Raw genomic sequence first — 17,266 nt, 5'->3', positions numbered from 1 at the left:
CTCGTCGCACTGCCTCCCTGGTGCGAGCGAAAGTTTGGGAGACGTGGCCGAGAGGTCGAAGGCACTCCCCTGCTAAGGGAGCATCTGGGCCAAAACCTGGATCGAGGGTTCGAATCCCTCCGTCTCCGCCAAAAGCGGTGACAAAGCCCCGCAAGTTCTCGGACTTGCGGGGCTTTTTCTTTTTCAGTCCTCAGCGGGCCCATCAGCAAGAATGCGCTGGACGTAGGTGGGTACCGGTTGACGCCGCGTGGTATTGCGCGCTGCCGTCGCGCGCGAGGGCAGCGCTTGACGATTGCTCGTTCCGGACACGCCGGGGAAAAGACCCATCCGAGATGCTTCGGAACGCGCCTGAAGCGGCGGATGCGGCTGCTGAGCAGCACAGCTGCGGTCTCAAGCGGTAAGCCGCCGATCTCCGCAAGGTCTCGATAACACTCCCGATCTCCTCGGATTGCATGACCTGATAGCGCGCAGAGACAACCGACAGCAGTGCTTCGGTATCCGAACGATAGAGGGCCTTCCGTTCGTGAAACGCGTGAATCGAGCCGAGGCTGCGATTGCCAGCGGCGACGAAGCGCACTTCGTCTTGTTCGATCCGCCCGTTCATGCCGGCGGCACGCTTCCAGACTTCGAGCCGGCGCCGGATCGTGCTTGCCCGGCCGATCCTCGCTCAAATGCACGCGGCACGAAATGAAATAACAATGAAAGGTTATTTGTAAGGAGCGAGGCGCCGAGCGACCGGGGCACAGCCGAACACCGATCATGCTGTTCCGGCCCTCCGAAATGACCGGTTGACATCAAAAATGCGGCGCTGCGTCGATTTTCATCGCGCACGGCATCAAGCAATACGAAAAATTACTCAAACAAATCAGTGAACTACGCTGCCGCCGAAAATCGATGCTCTGCTGCGCTGCAGAAAATAATCAATCGTCTTATGCTGGTTAACCCGATCGCATTTGAGCGGCGTCAAGTTTTCCGGTGATGCCGCTTTACATTTTGCCAACATTGGCGATTCACGAAATCTACCTGTCGATTTGATTTCGTTCCTTTCGTCGCGCCTTTCCCCGATGCAGGGCGCGACCTCCTCAAGGCCCTGTTGACATGCATGATTTCCCCTTCCTGAGCCTGGCCATCTGGGTTCCGATACTGTTCGGCGCGGGCCTGCTGCGCGCCGGTTCCGACCAGCAGGCACGCCGGATACGACTGATCGCGCTGGTCGGCGCGATTGCCGGGCTGGCGGCCGTGGTTCCGCTCGTTGCCGGCTTCGATGCGCATTCGGCCGCGATGCAGTTCGTCGAAAGACGCGACTGGCTGGCGGCATTCAATTCCGGGTGGCGGGTCGGCATCGACGGCGCGTCGCTCTGGCTCGTCGTGCTGACCGCATTCACGACACTCGTGGTGGTGGTGGCGTCGTGGGAGTCGGTCACGGTGCGCGTCGCGCAGTACTACGCGTCATTCCTGATCCTGTCGGGGCTGATGGTCGGCGTGTTCGTCGCGCAGGACGGGCTGCTGTTCTTCATCTTCTTCGAGGCGACGCTGATCCCGCTGTACTTGCTGATCGGCACGTGGGGGCGCGAGCGACGCGTGTATGCGGCCGTGAAGTTCTTCTTCATCTCGTTCGCCGGCTCGCTGTTGCTGCTGATGGCGATGCTGTACCTGTACGCGCAGTCGCATACGTTCGACATGGCCGTGTGGCGCACGCTGCAGCTCGGTTTCGCGCCGCAGTTGCTGGTGTTCCTCGGCTTCTTCGCCGCGTTCGCGGTCAAGGTGCCGATGTGGCCGGTCCACACGTGGCTGAGCGACGTCTACACGGACGGCCCGACGGGCGCCGCGCTGATGCTCGCGATGCTCAAGCTCGGCGGCTACGGGTTCCTGCGCTTCGCGCTGCCGATCACGCCGGACGCGAGTCACTTCTTCGCGCCGGCCGTGATCGCGCTGTCGCTGTTCGCGATCGTCTACGCGAGCCTCGTCGCGCTCGCGCAGACCGACCTCGGCAAGCTGCTCGCGTATTCGACGGTCGCGCACATGGGGATCGTCACGCTCGGCCTGTTTCTGTTCAATCGGATCGGCGTCGAAGGCGCGATCGTGCAGCTCGTGTCGTACGGCTTCGTGGCGGGCGCGATGCTGCTGTGCGTGAACGTGCTCGTGGACCGCACCAAGCAGCGCGAGATCGCCGCGTACGGCGGCGTGGCGGGCGTGATGCCGCGTTTCGCGACCTTCACGCTGCTGTTCGCGATGGCCAACGTCGGCCTGCCGGGCACGTCGGGGTTCGTCGGCGAGTTCATGGTGATCATGGGCGCGATCCGCTTCAACTTCTGGATCGGCGCGATCGCGGCGCTCACGCTGATCCTCAGCGCGTCGTACACGCTGTGGATGCTCAAGCGCGTCGTGTTCGGCAAGGTCGCGAGCCAGCGGATCGCGAAGCTCGCCGACCTGAACCGTCGCGAGATCGTGATGTTCGCGTCGCTCGCGCTGATCGTGCTCGCGGTCGGCATCGATCCGAAGCCGTTCACCGATGCGATCGATCCGACCGTCGGCAGGCTGATCCAGGAAGCGAGCCATTCGAAGGTGCCGGCAGGGGGTGGCCCCACGCCGGCGCTGCCGTCGTACATGGCGTCGACGCACGACTGATCCCGGCACGTCGAGCCGCGCAAGCGCGCCGCCTCACGCGGCGCACGTCGTTGCGCGCGCATCGATCGCGGTCCGGCACGGCGCGTGCCGGGCCCGCTTCCGGCTGCGTGAAATTGCCCCGCGACAATGTGACTCACGGCAGATTTTGCAATGATGATTTGCCGCATGCACCGGTTTTTCATCGCACTCGCGCGACGTATGATTCGGCCAATTTCGTGAATCGAATGCGCATCGGGCGTACGCAAACGGATTCAATGACCCTCGGGCTGTGTGATGAAAAGAAGAGCTTCAAGAGGCTGGTCGGCGCTGATGTCCATGGGCGCGGCATTGAGCCTGTCAGGTTGTAATTTAGATGTACTAAATCCGAAAGGAAGCGTGGGTGCGGCCGAAAAGGCGCTGATCGCGACGTCCACCTGGGCGATGCTGATCGTCGTCGTGCCGGTGATCCTGCTCACGCTATGGTTCGCGTGGCGTTACCGCGCGTCGAACCGCAACGCCGCCTATGCGCCGAACTGGTCGCACTCGACCGCGATCGAGGTCGTGATCTGGACCGTACCGACGCTGATCATCCTGTTCCTCGGGGTGCTCACGTGGAAGACCACCCACGAGCTCGATCCGTACAAGCCGCTCGAATCGGCGGTGAAGCCGCTCGACGTCGAGGTGGTCGCGCTCGACTGGAAGTGGCTGTTCATCTATCCGGAACTCGGTATCGCGTCGGTGAACCAGCTCGCGATTCCGGTCGGCACGCCGGTGAACTTCCGCATCACGTCGGATTCGGTGATGAACTCGTTCTTCATCCCGCAGCTCGGCGGCCAGGTCTACGCGATGGCCGGCATGCAGACGCGCCTGCACCTGATCGCCGACGAGCCCGGCAACTACGCGGGCACGTCCGCCAACTTCAGCGGCCGCGGTTTCTCCGACATGAAGTTCCGCACGCTCGCCGAGCCGCGCGAGCAGTTCGATGCGTGGGTGCAGAAGGTGAAGGCGTCGCCGGACCGGCTCGACGCGACCTTGTACGGCAGCGTCGCGCAGCCGAGCGAGAAGGCGCCGGTGCGCTACTTCTCGTCGGTCGATCCGCGGCTCTTCCACAACATCATCGCGAAATACAACGATGGCCACGTCCTCGACCTGAAGGACGCCGCCTGCGGCACGAAGGGGTAACGCATGTTCGGCAAACTCACACTTTCGGCGATCCCGTTCGATCAGCCCATCATCATGGGGGCCGGCGCCTTCATGGGGCTGGTCGTGCTGGGCATTCTCGCCGCGCTGACGATCACCGGCCGCTGGAAATGGCTGTGGACGGAATGGCTGACCACGGTCGACCACAAGAGACTCGGCGTGATGTACATCATCGTCGCGCTGATCATGCTGCTGCGCGGCTTCGCCGACGCGATCATGATGCGCATGCAGCTCGCGCTCGCGTACAACGCGCCCGGCTACCTGCCGCCGCACCACTATGACCAGATCTTCACGGCACACGGCGTGATCATGATCTTCTTCATGGCGATGGTGTTCATGGTCGGCCTGATGAACCTGGTCGTGCCGCTGCAGATCGGCGCGCGCGACGTCGCGTTCCCGTTCATCAACTCGCTGTCGTTCTGGATGACGGCGGTCAGCGCGATCCTGATCAACGTGTCGCTCGTGATCGGCGAATTCGCGCAGACGGGCTGGCTCGCGTACCCGCCGCTGTCGGAGCTGCAGTTCAGTCCGGGGGTAGGGGTCGACTACTACCTGTGGGCGCTGCAGATCTCCGGGGTCGGCACGCTGCTGACCGGCGTGAACTTCTTCGTGACGATCATCAAGATGCGCGCGCCGGGCATGACGCTGATGAAGATGCCGGTGTTCACGTGGACGGCGCTCTGCACGAACGTGCTGATCATGGCGTCGTTCCCGATCCTGACCGCGACGCTCGCGCTGCTCGGCCTCGACCGTTACCTCGGCATGCATTTCTTCACGAACGAAGCCGGCGGCAACGCGATGCTGTACCTGAACCTGATCTGGGCGTGGGGCCATCCGGAGGTGTACATCCTGATCCTGCCGGCGTTCGGGATCTTCTCGGAAGTCATCGCGACGTTCGCGAAGAAGCCGCTGTTCGGCTACAAGACGATGGTGTACGCGACCTGCGCGATCATGGTGCTGTCGTTCCTCGTGTGGCTGCATCACTTCTTCACGATGGGCTCGGGCGCGAACGTGAACGCGTTCTTCGGGATCATGACGATGATCATCGCGATTCCGACCGGCGTGAAGGTGTTCAACTGGCTGTTCACGATGTACCGCGGCCGGATCGAGTTCACGACGCCCGTACTGTGGACGATCGGCTTCATGGTCACGTTCACGCTCGGCGGCATGACCGGCGTGATGATGGCGATCCCCGGCGCGGACTTCGTGCTGCACAACAGCCTGTTCCTGATCGCGCACTTCCACAACGTGATCATCGGCGGCGTGCTGTTCGGCTATCTCGCGGGCTTCAACTACTGGTTCCCGAAGGCGTTCGGCTTCAAGCTGAACGAGAAGCTCGGCAAGGCCGCGTTCTGGTTCTGGCAGGTCGGCTTCTACGTCGCGTTCGTGCCGCTGTACGTGCTCGGCTTCATGGGCATGACACGCCGCCTGAACCACTACGACAACCCGGCCTGGCATCCGTGGCTGCTGGTCGCCGCATTCGGCGCCGTGCTGATCGCGATCGGCATCGCATGCCAGCTGTTGCAACTGGTCGTCAGCATCCGCAACCGTCACCTGCCGGAATACCGCGACACCACGGGCGATCCGTGGGGCGGCCGCACGCTGGAATGGGCGACGTCGTCGCCGCCGGCCGACTACAACTTCGCGGTGATCCCGCAGGTGCGCACGCTCGACGCGTACGCGGACATGAAGGCGCGCGGCGAAGGCCGGCCGAACCCGGCGGCGATTCGCGACATCCACATGCCGTCGAATACCTGCGCGGGCCTCGTGATCGCGATCTTCAGCCTGGTGCTCGGCTTCGCGCTGGTGTGGCACATCTGGTGGATGGCGATCGGCGGGCTCATCGGAATCATTGCGACGCTCGTGATCTACAGCTCGCGCGATAACGACGGCTATTACATCCCTGCGTCGACGGTGCGCAAGACCGAAGACAAGCAGCCGACGCAGCGCACGGCCGCGCGCGTCGACGACGTGGAACTGGAGGCCAACTGATGTTGCAGAAAACCTTGAGCGCGACCCTGCTCGAGCACGACGACCATCCGCCGTCGCATTCGGTGTTCGGGTTCTGGCTGTACCTGATGACCGACTGCGTGATCTTCGCGGCGCTGTTCGCGACGTTCGCGGTGCTCGGTCACCAGTACGCGGGCGGGCAGACCGCCAAAGAGCTGTTCGACATTCCGGGCGTCGCGGTCGAAACCGCCGCGCTGCTGCTGTCGAGCATCACGTACGGTTTCGCGATGCTCGCGGCATACAAGCAGCAACGCGGCGCGCTGCTCGCGTGGCTCGCGGTGACGTTCGTGCTCGGCGCGGCGTTTCTCGCGATGGAACTGCGCGAGTTCTCGCACCTGATCGCGGAAGGCGCGGGCCCGCAGCGCAGCGCGTTCCTGTCGGCGTTCTTCACGCTGGTCGGCACACACGGGCTGCACGTGACGGCCGGCCTGCTGTGGATGCTCGTGCTGGCCGCGCAGATCGTGTTCCGTGGCGGCGACCTGACCGATCGCGACCTGCGGCGCCTGACGTGCCTGAGCCTGTTCTGGCACTTCCTCGACATCGTGTGGATCTGCGTGTTTTCCTTTGTCTATCTCGCGAGCGTGATCTAAATGGCCCATTCGCATTCGTCTCAACTCGAAGAAGGGCACGGCAGTGTCGGCGGCTACGTCGCCGGTTTCATCCTGTCGGTGCTGCTCACGGCCGCGTCGTTCGGCCTGGTGATGGGCGGTGTGCTGTCGCCGCATGCGTCGCTGATCGGGCTGGCCGTGCTCGCGTTCGTGCAGATCGTCGTGCACCTCGTGTACTTCCTGCACATGAACGGCTCGTCGGGCCAGCGCTGGAACGTGATGGCGTTCAGCTATACGGTGCTGACCGCCGCGATCGTGATCGTCGGCACGCTGTGGGTGATGCACAACGTCAGCATGAACATGATGTCGCGGTGAGCGGCAGCGTCGCGCATCGGGTTCGTATCCATGCGTGTTCATGAAGAAAAGGCGGCACGCAGGTGCCGCCTTTTTGCTTTTCCGGCTGCGTCGCGCCGGACCGTACAGTCAGTGCGGCGTGCCCGCGTCGGCGGTCAACGCATGCGTGCAGTCGGCGCGGTACTCGGCGGCGAGCCGATGCTTCGCGCCGTCGAGATCGTCCGGGTAATACGGGCTCGCATGGGCGGGGTCGTAGCCGACCTGTTCGAGCTCGGTCAGCTCGCGCACGAGGTCCGCGCGCGTGACATCGTGGCCCGTGTGCACGAACGGGTACGCATTGCATTCCTGCGGGGTGAGGTGCGGCCCCGCGAACGCGACGGTGCTGGCGCAGGCGAGCAGCATGCAGGCGAGGGTGGTCGACGGTTTCATCCGGTAGCTCCTGGTTTCGCGGCCCGATGCCGCATGACGTGAGCGTAGGCGGCACCGGCCGCGGGGCGGGCGACGCCTGGATGAAACATGTTTCACGCGTGCGGCCGCGCGGCCGGATGAAGCTATTTTCATCTGGCGCCGCACGGCGCTCGCGGCGCTTACGATAGCGTCGGGCGCGTCGTGCGCGCCCGTCTTGAGGTTCATTGCGAGGGCAATCATGCGAGTACTGACGGTCGAGGACGATGCGGTGACCGCGAACGAAATCGTCGGCGAACTGACCGCGCGCGGATTCGAGGTCGACTGGATCGACAACGGTCGCGAAGGGATGATGCGGGCGATGAGCGCCTCGTACGACGCGATCACGCTCGACCGGATGCTGCCGGGCGCGGACGGCCTCGCGATCCTGACCGCGATGCGCACGGTCGGCATCGACACGCCGGTGCTGATGCTGAGCGCGCTCGGCGACGTCGACGAGCGGATTCGCGGGCTGCGCGCGGGCGGCGACGATTACCTGACGAAGCCGTTCGATTCGGGCGAACTGAGCGCGCGCATCGAAGTGCTGCTGCGCCGCCGGCAAGCCTCGGGCGTGCCGCAGCAGACGCTGCTGAAGGTCGGCGCGCTCGAGCTCGACCTCATTTCGCGCTGCGCGCGTCGCGGCGCCGACGAGATTCCGCTGCTGCCGACCGAGTTCCGCGTGCTCGAATTCATGATGCGCAACGCGGGCCAGACGATCACGCGCACGATGCTGTTCGAGGCCGTGTGGGGCTATCACTTCGATCCCGGCACCAACCTGATCGACGTCCACATGGGCCGGCTGCGCAAGAAGATCGATCCGCCTGGCGCGAACCCGATGATCCAGACGGTGCGCGGATCGGGCTACATGCTCGCTTGACGGAGGCACGGATGGACGCAGCTCGCGCGGCGAATTTCACGCGCCGCTGGCATACGACGACGTTTCGCTGGCTGTGCGCGTACGCGGCGATCTTCTCGGTGTCGCTGCTGCTGCTCGCGGGCGTGATCAGCGTTGCCGCGACGCATACGATGACACGCGACACCGACGACGTGCTCGCGTGGCAACTGATCTATTTCGATTCGATTCCCGATGCCGAGCTGCCGCTCGCGATCCATCGGCGGCTCGAGCACGAGCACATGCACACGAATTTCTACGGGCTGTTCGATGCGAGCGGGCGCCGCGTGGCCGGTGACATCGCGACGCCGCCGGCGCTGCGCACCGATCGCCACGGCCGGACGCTGAACCGCACGCTTGCGCCGCTCGACGGCCAATCGTCGCCGATCGCGCGCGCGATGGCCGTGCGCCGCGACAACGGGATGACGCTGGTCGTCGCGCGCGACCTGTCGCATTTCATCCAGATCCGCGACGTCGCGATCCGCGGGCTCGTGGTCGGCGGCGTGATGATCCTGATCGCCGGCATCGCGGGCGGCAGCATGCTCGGCATGCGGCAGATGCGCCGCGTCGCCGCGATCCGGCGCGTCACGCGGCAGATCGCCGAAGGCGATCTCGGCAAGCGGCTGCCGGTCGGCCGCTACGACGAACTCGATCTGCTCGCGCATCTCGTGAACCACATGCTCGATGAAGTCGAGCGGCTGATGGGCGAGGTGCGCCATGCCTGCGACGGGATCGCGCACGACCTGCGCACGCCGCTCGCTCGCGTGCATACGATGCTGGCGCGGCTCGCCGACCAGCCGGTCTGCGCCCACGATCCCGCGTCGGCGGCGCTGCTGGCTTCGGCGCGCGACGAGACCGACCGGCTGCTCGAACGTTTTCGCGCGATGCTGCGCATCTCCGAGATCGGCACGCTGAGCCGGCGCGGCGGCTTTGCCGCGGTCGACGTCGCCGTCTTGCTGCGCGACGTGTGCGAGCTGTACGAGCCGCTGGCCGAGGCCGTCGACGTGTCGTTCGAGCTCGAGGCGGCCACGGTCGACGGCATCCATGGCGATCGTGCGTTGCTGTTCGAGGCGTTCAGCAATCTCGCGGACAACGCGATCAAGTTCACACCGCCGGGCGGCCACGTGCGCGTCGTGCTCCAGACGACGCCGCATGGTCCGCTCGTCCGGTTCGAGGACACCGGGCCCGGCATTCCGCCCGGTGAGCGCAATGCGGTGCTCGAACGCTTCTATCGCGGCGAGCGCACCCGCCACGTGAACGGTTCGGGGCTTGGATTAAGTATCGTGTCGGCGGTGATGCGCGTACATGGTTTCGCGCTGCGGATCGGCGATGCGCAGCCGGCCGGCGCGGCGATCACGGTCGAATGCTGGCCGCGTTCGCTCGCATGAGCGCGCAGGAGACCGATCGATGCGCATCCTGCTGATTGCTCCGCCGAATCCGGACGTGTCGCGGCTCGACAAGGCGTTTCGGGAAAGCATGCACGGCGTCGAACGCGTCGACGAATGGCGCGATGGCTGTTTCGCGGCGACGCAGGACCGGTTCGACGCGATCGTGATCGTCGCCACCGATGGCGCGGCCGCGCCGGCGGTTCTCGATGGCTTGCCGCTGCTCGCCGCATCGGCCGGCAGCGCGACGATCGCCGCGATCGTTGCCGGCGCCACGTCCGCCCAGCGCGCGCAGATGCTGAAGGCGGGCTGCGACGTATGCCTGGCCCATCCATGCTCGTTCGTCGAATTGCACGAGCGGTTGCGCGCGCTGTGGCGCCGTGCGGGCGTGATCGCGATGCGTGACTCGATCCGGCTCGACACGGCGACGCGCGCACTCGAGGAGCGGGGCCGGCGGCTCGCGCTCAGCGCACGGGAGTTTCGCGTGGTCGAATGCCTGCTGCGGGAAGCGGGGCGGCCGGTCGGCCGCGACGCGGTGCTGCGCTATGCGTGGGGCGACGCCGACATCGAACCCGAAACGGTCAATGCGCTCGTCGTACGGTTGCGGCGCAAGCTGGTCGCGCATGCGTTCTCCGCGCGGATCGAAACGGTGGCGCGATACGGCTTCCGGTTCGACACGGGCGGCTGACGGAGGGGTGCCGCGCCCCGTTTCGTCAAGACAGGCATGCCGCACGTCGCGCGGCATGCCCGGTCACGTGAGGCGGGACCACTCAATGCGAATAGAGCTCGCGATTGAGCCGCTCGAGCTGGCCATCGCGCTCGGCGTGGACCAGTTCGCGATAGACCTGCGCGCGCGTCAGCGGGGCGGCCTGCGGTGCATTCCATGCCGATTGCTGCGACACCGGTGCGGGCGTCGACGATGCGAGCGTCTGCGGGGCAATTGCCGCGTCGGCTTGCGTTGCGCTGGCCTGGCCGGGCAGGGCGACGCAGAGCGCCGAGAGGAGGGTGGCGAACATCAAGGTTTTCATGGCGTGATCCTTTTCAGGTGGCAGGGGCCGTCGCCGCGATGGCGATGCCGGCATGACACACGTTATCGGGCACACCCCGACGGACGCCGGGCGTGCCGATGAAGAAACGTTCATGAACGCGCGCCGCGCCAGCCGCCGCCGAGTGCGCGTACGAGCCCGACGGATGCCTGCAGGCGCCGCGTGTCGACATCGAGCGCCGCGATCTGCGTATCGAGTTCGGTCGTCTGCGCGGTGACCACGTCGAGATAGCTGACCGCGCCGTCGCGATAGCGCGACATCGCGAGCATCAGCGACTGCCGCGCCGCGACGAGCGCCGCGTCGTCCTGATCCGCTTCGTCGCCGAGGCGGTGCAGCAGCGCGAGATCGTCCTCGACTTCGCGGAACGCCTGCAGCACGACGGACCGGTAGCGCGCACCCTGTTCGGCGAACTGCGCACGGGCGTGGCGCACGCCGGCCGCGCGCAGGCCGCCGTCGAACAGCGTCATCGCGAGACGCGGCCCGACCGACCAGATCTCGTTCGGCGCGGCGAGCCACGGCGAGAACGTATCGCTCTGGAAGCCCGCGTCGAGGCCGAGCGACAGGTCCGGGAAAAAAGCCGCGCGCGCGACGCCGATTCGCGCGTTCGCGGCCGCGACGCGGCGCTCGGCGGCGGCGACGTCCGGCCGGCGTTCGAGCAGCGTCGAGGCAAGTCCCGTCGGGATCGGTGGCACGCCGGGCAGTGCCGCGGCGGACGGCAGCGTGAACGTCGATGCCGACGCGCCGACGAGCGCCGCGATCGCGTGCTCGTCGAGCGCGCGGCGGGCGGCGATGTCGGACGCGCGGGCCTGGGCGAGCGCGAGTTGCGTCTGCGCACGCGCCACGTCGAGCCCCGAAGCGAGGCCGCCGCGATGGCGGCTGACGGTCAGTTGCCACGCGCGGCGGTACGTGTCGATGGTTTGCGTGAGCGTGTCGGCTTCGCGGTCGAGACCCGCGAGATCGAAGTAGGTACTCGCGACGCCGGCCTGCAGGCTCAGCTGGACCGACGCGAGATCGTCGGCGGCCGCCTGCGCGTCGTCGCGGCCGGCCGCGACCGTATTGCGGACCTTGCCCCACAGATCGACGTCGTAGCCGATGCCGGCCGCGAGCGTGTTCGATTCGTAGACGTCAGGCTGGCCGCTGCCGCGCAACGGCCGGCGCGCCGACTGCCGGTCGCGGTCGGTCTCGGCCCCGATGCCCACGGTCGGCAGCAGCGCCGCATGGGCTTCGTCGAACAGCGCGGCAGCTTCGTCGTGCCGCGCGACGGCGGCGGCGAGATCGGGATTCGCGCGCGCGACGAGCGGTTCGAGCCGGTCGAGCGTCGCGTCGCCGTACACGCGCCACCAACCGTCGCGCGGCAGGCGGTCGGCCGGCGCGGCGTCGATCCACGGGCCCGTTTCACGAAACGCGGCCGGCACCGGAACGTCGGGCGCGCGATACGTCGGCGCCAGCGAACAGCCGGCCAGCAGTGCGGCGCTGCCCAGCAACGCGGCGAGAAGACGGTCAGCCATGCGCGTGCTCCGTCGTGGCCGCGCCGGCGACGCGCACGGGGTCGCCGTCCGCGAGCGAATCGGGCGGATTGTCGATCACGCGATCGCCCGCCGCGAGCCCCGACGCAATCTCGACGCGCGTGCCGAGGTCGGTCCCGATCGACACGTTGCGCAGCCGCGCGTGCCCGTGTGCATCGAGCACGGCGACCTGCAATCCGTCGTGACGAAAGATCAGCGTGCTGGCCGGAATCGTCAGCCCATGCGCGGCGCCGGGCATCGCGATCCGCACCTGCGCGTATTCGCCGGGAAACAGTGTGCCGGCCGGATTGGCGATCGAAAACTGCGCGAGCAGCGTGCCGGAAGCGGGATCGATCGACTGCGCGGAATCCGCGAGCACGGCGTCGAACGTCATGCCGGGGCGCTCGGGCACGGTCAGCGCGACATGCATGCCCGCGCAGATCGCGGCCGCGTCGTCTTGCGGCACGTGGATGTACAGGCGCAGACGCCGCGCGTCCGACACGGTGAAGAGTTCGGCGCCGTTGCCGCTGCCCGCGTCGATCAGCGCGCCGACATCGGTCTTGCGGGCGGTCACGACGCCGTCGAACGGCGCGGTGAGCCGCTTGAACGATTCGAGCGCTTCGAGCCGCCGCAGGTTGGCGGTGCTCGCCGCGACGGCCGCGCGCTTCGCGTCGAGGTCGCTGCGTTTCTCGTCGGCTTCCTGCTGCGACACGGAATCCTGCGCGAGCATCTCGGCCCAGCGGGCGGCCGTGACGGCCGCGAGCCGCTCGTTCGCGTTCGCGCTCTGCAGGTCGGCTCGCGCCTGCTGCAACTGCTGGTCGAGATCGGGCGTGTCGATCGACGCCAGCAACTGACCGGCCTTCACGTGCGCGCCGATGTCCGCGTACCACGCATGCAGGTAGCCCGGCACGCGTGCATAGATCGGCGCGTCGACATACGCGTCGAGGCGGCCCGGCAGCACGAGCGCGTCGGCCGCGGCCGGCTGCGGCGCGACCGTCGCGACGGTCGGGACCGCCTGTTGCACCGTCCACGCGGCGACCGCGTGCGCATCGTGCTGGCGGGCAAACACACCGGCGGCCGCGGCGACGAGTGCGACCACGGCGCCCGCGATCGCGAGTGGTTTCAGGTAACGCGGCGTGCCGGGGGGACGGACTTCGAATTCAGTGGACATGCTGTTCTCCCGGAGTGACGGAAAGGGATTCGGAGCGCGGCGCGCGATCGCGCCGGTGAACGAGGCTGAACACGACGGGCACGAACACCAGCGTCGCGGCGGTCGCGCACAGCAGGCCACCGATGACCGCCCGGCCGAGCGGCGCGTTCTGTTCGCCGCCGTCGCCGAGACCGAGGGCCATCGGCGCCATGCCGATGATCATCGCGAGCGCCGTCATCATCACGGGCCGAAAGCGCGTGAAGCCGGCCTCGAGCGCGGCGACGGCCGCATCGGCGGTATGCGCGAGCCGTTCGCGCGCGAAGGTGACGACGAGGATGCTGTTCGCGGTCGCGACGCCCATGCACAGGATCGCGCCCGTCAACGCCGGCACCGACAGCGGCGTGCGCGTGACGAACAGCATCCAGACGATGCCGGCGAGCGCGGCGGGCAGCCCGCTCACGATCACGAACGCGTCGCGCCACGAATGGAAGTTCACGACGATCAACAGGTAGATCAGCAGTACCGCGCCGGCCAGGCCGGCAAGCAGGCCGCCGAACGCGCTGTTCATCGTCTGCACCTGGCCGCGCATCGTCACGCGCGAGCCTTTCGGCAGGTCCGCCGCGCTCGCGTGCAGCACGCGTTCGATGTCGGCGCTGACCGCGCCGAGATCGCGGTCCTGCGTCGTCGCGAAGATGTCGTACAGCGGCGCGATGTCGTAGTGCGACACGACCGCATCGGTCTGTCCGCGCACGATCGTCGCAAGGCCGCCGAGCAGTTGCGGCGCGCCCGCGCGGCCGGTGACGGGCAGCGCACGCAGGTCCGACAGTGACGTCATCCGGTACTGCGGGGTCTGCGCGACGATCGGATAGGACACGCCGTTGTGTGGATCGAGCCAGTAGGTCGGCGACACCTGGCTCGTGCCGGACAGGCTCGCGACCACCGCATTGGTGACGTCCTGCTCGGTGACGCCGAGCTGCGCGGCGCGGGCCCGATCGACCGACACCGTGAATTGCGGATAGGTCGACGCCTGCTGCACGCGCGGGTCGGCGACGCCGGGCACCGTGCGGATGCGCCTCAACAGCTCGGTCGCATACGCGCGGTTGGCCGCGCGGTCGGGGCCCGTCACCTGCACGTCGATTGGCGCGGGCGCGCCGAAATTGAGAATCTGGCTCACGATGTCGGCGGGCAGGAACGAAAACGTCACGCCCGGAAACGCGCGCGGCAATACGGTGCGCAACTGCTTCACGTAGCGTGCCGTCGGCGCGTGGTCGCCGGTGAGCGACACGAGGATGTCGCCGTCCTGCGGGCCGATCGTGCCGCTGTTGCTGTACGTGAGGTTGATCCCGCTGTTCGGCAAGCCCATGTTGTCGACGATGCTCGCGAGCGCATGCGGCGGCACGACACCGCGCACCGTGCGCTCGACGCGATCGAACAATGCGGCCGTTTCCTCGATGCGCGTGCCGATCGGCGCGCGTACGTGAATCGCGATTTCGCCGGCGTCGACCGACGGGAAGAAATTGCGGCCGAGCCACGGCACCAGCGCGAACGACACCGCCACCGCGGCGAGGAACAGTGCGACGAAGCGGGCGCGGTGGACGAGGGCGAGGCCGAGCACGACGCGGTAGCCCGCGCGCAGCGCCGCGAAGCGGCGCTCGAACCCTTGCTGGAACGCCACCAGCGGATTGCGCGCGCGCGGCGGCGCGAACGGCGCGCCGTGCGGCGCGAGCACGGCTTCCGGATGCGCGGCATGCGGCTTCAGCAGGTAGCGCGCCATCATCGGCACGAACGTGCGGGACAGCACGAACGACGCGATCATCGCGAAGATCACCGCTTCGGCCATCGGCACGAACAGGAAGCGGGCGACGCCGTCGAGCAGCAGCATCGGCACGAACACGATGCAGATGCACAGCAGCGACACGAAGGCCGGCGCGACGATCTGCGACGCGCCGTCGAGGATCGCGCTGCGCACGTCCTTGCCCTGTTCGAGATGCCAGTTGACGTTCTCGATCGTGACGGTCGCATCGTCGACCAGAATGCCGACCGCGAGCGCGAGCCCGCCGAGCGTCATCACGTTGAGCGTCTCGCCCGCGGCCGCGAGCGCGGCGATCGCCGCCAGCACCGCGAGCGGGATGGACGCGGCGATGATCAGCGTCGAGCGCCAGCTGCCGAGGAACAGCAGGATCATCGCGGACGTGAGCGCGGCGGCGATCAGCCCTTCGCGCGCCACGCCGCTCACGGCGCCCTTCACGAATACCGACTGGTCGCCCATCACGACGAGCCGCAGCGACGGCGGCAGCGTCGCCTCGATGCGCGGCAGCTGCGCCTTGACACCCGCGATGATGTCGAGCGTCGACGCCGAGCCGCTCTTCAGCACGCTCATCAGCACCGCGCGGCGGCCGTCGACGCGCACGATGTTGCCCTGCGGCGGAAAGCCGTCGCGCACGTGCGCGACGTCGCGCATGAAGATCACCGCGCCGTTCACGGTGCGGATCGGCAGCGCATTGAGCTGGTCGATGGTCAACGGGCTGTTGTTGAGGCGGATGTTGTACTCGAAGCCGCCGATCTTCTGCGTGCCGGCCGGGATGATCTGGTTCTGCTGCGCGAGCGCGGTCGCGACGTCTTGCGCGGACAGTCCCTTGGCCTGCAGCGCCTGCGGATCGAGGTCGATCTGCACCTGGCGCACCTTGCCGCCGTACGGCGACGGAATCGCGACACCGGCGACGGACAGCAACTGCGGCCGGATCACGTTGGTCGCGTAGTCGCCGAGCTGCTGTTCGTTCAGCGTGTCGCTGGTGAGCGCGAGCTGCAGCACGGGCACGGTCGACGCGTTGTAGTTGAGGATCTGCGGCGGCGTGGTGCCGGGCGGCATCTGTTTGAGCACGGTCTGCGAGATCGACGTGACCTGCGCGGTCGCGGTGCGGATGTCGACGCTCGGCTGGAAGAAGATCTTGACGATCCCGAAGCTGCGGAACGACTGCGACTCGATGTGCGCGACGTCGTTGACCGTCGTGCCGAGCGTGCGCTCGTAGTAGGTGACGATGCGCCCGGACATGTCGGCCGGCTGCAGGCCCGCGTAGTTCCAGACGACGCTGATGACCGGAATCCGGATGTCGGGGAAGATGTCGGTCGGCGTGCGCAGCGCCGCGAGCGGCCCGGCGATCAGGATCAGCAGTGCGAGGACGATGAACGTATAGGGGCGCGCGAGCGCGAGTCGGACGAGTTTCAGCATCGGCGAGGTCTCCGCCGGCGCGACGCGCCGGCCTGTCAGCGAGGTGCCGAAGCGCGGCGGGAGCCCGATTCGGCTCGCGCAGTGTGCGGCGCGCCGCTTAACGCCGGGCGCGACGCAGCATGAAAGATGTTTTAGGAAAGGGTATGGACGGGCAATCGACGTCGATTGTTACAAGACGTTAGCGCGGGCTTCCAGTTGCGATGCCGCGCATCAGTTCTTACAAACTTGAAATATGCGGGGACGGTGCTTGCCGTTATAGTCGAATCACACATGACACAACCAGAAGAGGAATCCATGAAGACTTTGCGTGTTGCCTCGCTCCTGACCGGTATGACGGCCTTGCTCGTGTCGGGCGCAGCAATGGCGGGAGTCAATGTCGGGATCAACGTCGGCGTGCCGGCACCGGTCTACGTCGCGCCCGCGCCCGTGTATGCGCCGCCGCCTCCGCCGGTCGTCTACCAGCCGGCGCCTGTCTATGCACCGGCGCCCGTGTACGCGCCGGCGCCGGCGATCGTGATCGGCTGGCACGGCGACCGCTACTGGGACGGCCGCCGCTACTGGGGCCGCGACGAGTGGTACCGCCGCCATGGCCGCGGCTGGGGCGGCGATCGCGGTCACTGGGATCACGGCCGCCACAACGGCTGGCGTTGATCGACCGGTCGCGCGTGCGTGATGCGCGCGCGACGATCGCTCGTGAGGAAACCGCCCGCGTGGCGGTTTTCTTTTGGCTCGACGGATTGAATGGGTAGAATCGTTCACGTTACTACCCTCATTCGACCGACAGGGCCTCTATGACGAAGGGTTCGCCCCGGGCCGCCGCCGCGCGCGCCCGCCTCGGCGTGCTGCGGGCCGCCGGCCGCGTGGCCGCGGTGCTGGCGCTGCACGCGGCGCTGGCC

14 protein-coding genes, 1 tRNA gene and 1 pseudogene are annotated in these 17,266 nt (G+C 67.2%); 10 read left to right on the top strand and 6 right to left on the bottom strand.

Going from position 1 to position 17,266, the window contains the following annotated elements; all coding sequences use genetic code 11:
• The first annotated feature begins 37 nt into the window (after nt 1-37).
• Nucleotides 38-131: transfer RNA gene (locus tag MMB92_RS21630), tRNA-Ser, on the top strand.
• 243 nt (nt 132-374) lie between these two features.
• On the opposite strand, the pseudogene MMB92_RS21625 reads toward MMB92_RS21630, so the two are convergent.
• Nucleotides 375-640, bottom strand: a pseudogene (locus MMB92_RS21625) (hypothetical protein); the annotation flags it as partial.
• A 458-nt stretch (nt 641-1,098) separates the two neighbouring features.
• Here MMB92_RS21625 and MMB92_RS21620 point away from each other — a divergent pair.
• The 5 genes from MMB92_RS21620 (at nt 1,099) to cyoD (ending at nt 6,740) form a co-directional block, all read left to right on the top strand.
• Nucleotides 1,099-2,628, top strand: a complete 1,530-nt coding sequence (locus MMB92_RS21620; protein WP_080324470.1) for an NADH-quinone oxidoreductase subunit M — start codon at nt 1,099-1,101, stop codon at nt 2,626-2,628.
• A gap of 273 nt (nt 2,629-2,901) precedes the next feature.
• Complete coding sequence (cyoA, locus tag MMB92_RS21615; protein WP_012492697.1) at nt 2,902-3,789, top strand: ubiquinol oxidase subunit II; 888 nt, start codon at nt 2,902-2,904, stop codon at nt 3,787-3,789.
• A 3-nt stretch (nt 3,790-3,792) separates the two neighbouring features.
• Nucleotides 3,793-5,799: a cytochrome o ubiquinol oxidase subunit I gene (gene cyoB, locus MMB92_RS21610; RefSeq protein WP_006498653.1), complete on the top strand. Its 2,007-nt coding sequence runs from the start codon at nt 3,793-3,795 to the stop codon at nt 5,797-5,799.
• Complete coding sequence (gene cyoC, locus MMB92_RS21605) at nt 5,799-6,407, top strand: cytochrome o ubiquinol oxidase subunit III (protein WP_006483998.1); 609 nt, start codon at nt 5,799-5,801, stop codon at nt 6,405-6,407. Before cyoB ends, cyoC begins: the two co-directional genes overlap by 1 nt.
• Nucleotides 6,408-6,740, top strand: coding sequence for a cytochrome o ubiquinol oxidase subunit IV (gene cyoD, locus MMB92_RS21600; RefSeq protein ID WP_006478441.1), 333 nt, complete (start codon nt 6,408-6,410; stop codon nt 6,738-6,740). It abuts the gene before it with no gap.
• A gap of 108 nt (nt 6,741-6,848) precedes the next feature.
• Here the strand turns inward: cyoD and MMB92_RS21595 are convergent, their stop codons facing one another.
• Nucleotides 6,849-7,148, bottom strand: coding sequence for a DUF4148 domain-containing protein (locus tag MMB92_RS21595; RefSeq protein ID WP_058901589.1), 300 nt, complete (start codon nt 7,146-7,148; stop codon nt 6,849-6,851).
• Between the two features lie 217 nt (nt 7,149-7,365).
• On the opposite strand from MMB92_RS21595, the gene MMB92_RS21590 reads away from it, so the two are divergent.
• From MMB92_RS21590 to MMB92_RS21580, 3 genes are read left to right on the top strand one after another with little or no spacing between them, the layout of a single operon-like run.
• Nucleotides 7,366-8,040 carry a response regulator transcription factor gene (locus MMB92_RS21590; RefSeq protein WP_006483985.1) on the top strand — a complete coding sequence of 225 codons (675 nt, stop codon included), beginning with the start codon at nt 7,366-7,368 and terminating at the stop codon, nt 8,038-8,040.
• Nucleotides 8,041-8,051: 11 nt separating this feature from the next.
• Nucleotides 8,052-9,443 carry a HAMP domain-containing sensor histidine kinase gene (locus MMB92_RS21585; RefSeq protein WP_006484004.1) on the top strand — a complete coding sequence of 464 codons (1,392 nt, stop codon included), beginning with the start codon at nt 8,052-8,054 and terminating at the stop codon, nt 9,441-9,443.
• 19 nt (nt 9,444-9,462) lie between these two features.
• The gene (locus tag MMB92_RS21580) at nt 9,463-10,128 is read left to right on the top strand and encodes a winged helix-turn-helix domain-containing protein (RefSeq protein ID WP_006483996.1); all 666 of its coding nucleotides are present in this window, start codon (nt 9,463-9,465) and stop codon (nt 10,126-10,128) included.
• A gap of 82 nt (nt 10,129-10,210) precedes the next feature.
• On the opposite strand, the gene MMB92_RS21575 is transcribed toward MMB92_RS21580, so the two are convergent.
• The 4 genes from MMB92_RS21575 to MMB92_RS21560 form a co-directional block, all read right to left on the bottom strand.
• Nucleotides 10,211-10,468, bottom strand: coding sequence for a DUF4148 domain-containing protein (locus MMB92_RS21575; protein ID WP_006498655.1), 258 nt, complete (start codon nt 10,466-10,468; stop codon nt 10,211-10,213).
• Between the two features lie 110 nt (nt 10,469-10,578).
• Nucleotides 10,579-11,994 carry an efflux transporter outer membrane subunit gene (locus MMB92_RS21570; RefSeq protein WP_034201572.1) on the bottom strand — a complete coding sequence of 472 codons (1,416 nt, stop codon included), beginning with the start codon at nt 11,992-11,994 and terminating at the stop codon, nt 10,579-10,581.
• Nucleotides 11,987-13,162, bottom strand: coding sequence for an efflux RND transporter periplasmic adaptor subunit (locus MMB92_RS21565; RefSeq protein WP_275523343.1), 1,176 nt, complete (start codon nt 13,160-13,162; stop codon nt 11,987-11,989). The genes MMB92_RS21570 and MMB92_RS21565 overlap by 8 nt, the downstream gene beginning before the upstream one ends.
• The gene (locus tag MMB92_RS21560; protein WP_006498658.1) at nt 13,152-16,370 is read right to left on the bottom strand and encodes an efflux RND transporter permease subunit; all 3,219 of its coding nucleotides are present in this window, start codon (nt 16,368-16,370) and stop codon (nt 13,152-13,154) included. Before MMB92_RS21560 ends, MMB92_RS21565 begins: the two co-directional genes overlap by 11 nt.
• 294 nt (nt 16,371-16,664) lie before the next feature.
• Here MMB92_RS21560 and MMB92_RS21555 point away from each other — a divergent pair, with 294 nt between their 5' ends.
• Nucleotides 16,665-17,021 carry a hypothetical protein gene (locus MMB92_RS21555; protein WP_012328786.1) on the top strand — a complete coding sequence of 119 codons (357 nt, stop codon included), beginning with the start codon at nt 16,665-16,667 and terminating at the stop codon, nt 17,019-17,021.
• Nucleotides 17,022-17,266: the final 245 nt, after the last annotated feature.

Source organism: Burkholderia sp. IO2, assembly GCF_029522185.1.
In the GTDB taxonomy this organism is placed as follows: Bacteria; Pseudomonadota; Gammaproteobacteria; order Burkholderiales; family Burkholderiaceae; genus Burkholderia; species Burkholderia cenocepacia.
This window is presented reverse-complemented; position numbering and strand designations above follow the sequence as displayed.

Bases quoted from the DNA above. Each gene is read 5' to 3' on its own strand.
- MMB92_RS21565 (WP_275523343.1), bottom strand. From the start codon at position 13,162: ATGTCCACTGAATTCGAAGTCCGTCCCCCCGGCACGCCGCGTTACCTG.
- MMB92_RS21555 (WP_012328786.1), top strand. From the start codon at position 16,665: ATGAAGACTTTGCGTGTTGCCTCGCTCCTGACCGGTATGACGGCCTTG.
- cyoC (WP_006483998.1), top strand. From the start codon at position 5,799: ATGTTGCAGAAAACCTTGAGCGCGACCCTGCTCGAGCACGACGACCAT.
- MMB92_RS21575 (WP_006498655.1), bottom strand. From the start codon at position 10,468: ATGAAAACCTTGATGTTCGCCACCCTCCTCTCGGCGCTCTGCGTCGCC.
- cyoB (WP_006498653.1), top strand. From the start codon at position 3,793: ATGTTCGGCAAACTCACACTTTCGGCGATCCCGTTCGATCAGCCCATC.
- MMB92_RS21560 (WP_006498658.1), bottom strand. From the start codon at position 16,370: ATGCTGAAACTCGTCCGACTCGCGCTCGCGCGCCCCTATACGTTCATC.
- MMB92_RS21620 (WP_080324470.1), top strand. From the start codon at position 1,099: ATGCATGATTTCCCCTTCCTGAGCCTGGCCATCTGGGTTCCGATACTG.
- cyoA (WP_012492697.1), top strand. From the start codon at position 2,902: ATGAAAAGAAGAGCTTCAAGAGGCTGGTCGGCGCTGATGTCCATGGGC.
- MMB92_RS21580 (WP_006483996.1), top strand. From the start codon at position 9,463: ATGCGCATCCTGCTGATTGCTCCGCCGAATCCGGACGTGTCGCGGCTC.
- MMB92_RS21590 (WP_006483985.1), top strand. From the start codon at position 7,366: ATGCGAGTACTGACGGTCGAGGACGATGCGGTGACCGCGAACGAAATC.
- cyoD (WP_006478441.1), top strand. From the start codon at position 6,408: ATGGCCCATTCGCATTCGTCTCAACTCGAAGAAGGGCACGGCAGTGTC.
- MMB92_RS21585 (WP_006484004.1), top strand. From the start codon at position 8,052: ATGGACGCAGCTCGCGCGGCGAATTTCACGCGCCGCTGGCATACGACG.
- MMB92_RS21595 (WP_058901589.1), bottom strand. From the start codon at position 7,148: ATGAAACCGTCGACCACCCTCGCCTGCATGCTGCTCGCCTGCGCCAGC.
- MMB92_RS21570 (WP_034201572.1), bottom strand. From the start codon at position 11,994: ATGGCTGACCGTCTTCTCGCCGCGTTGCTGGGCAGCGCCGCACTGCTG.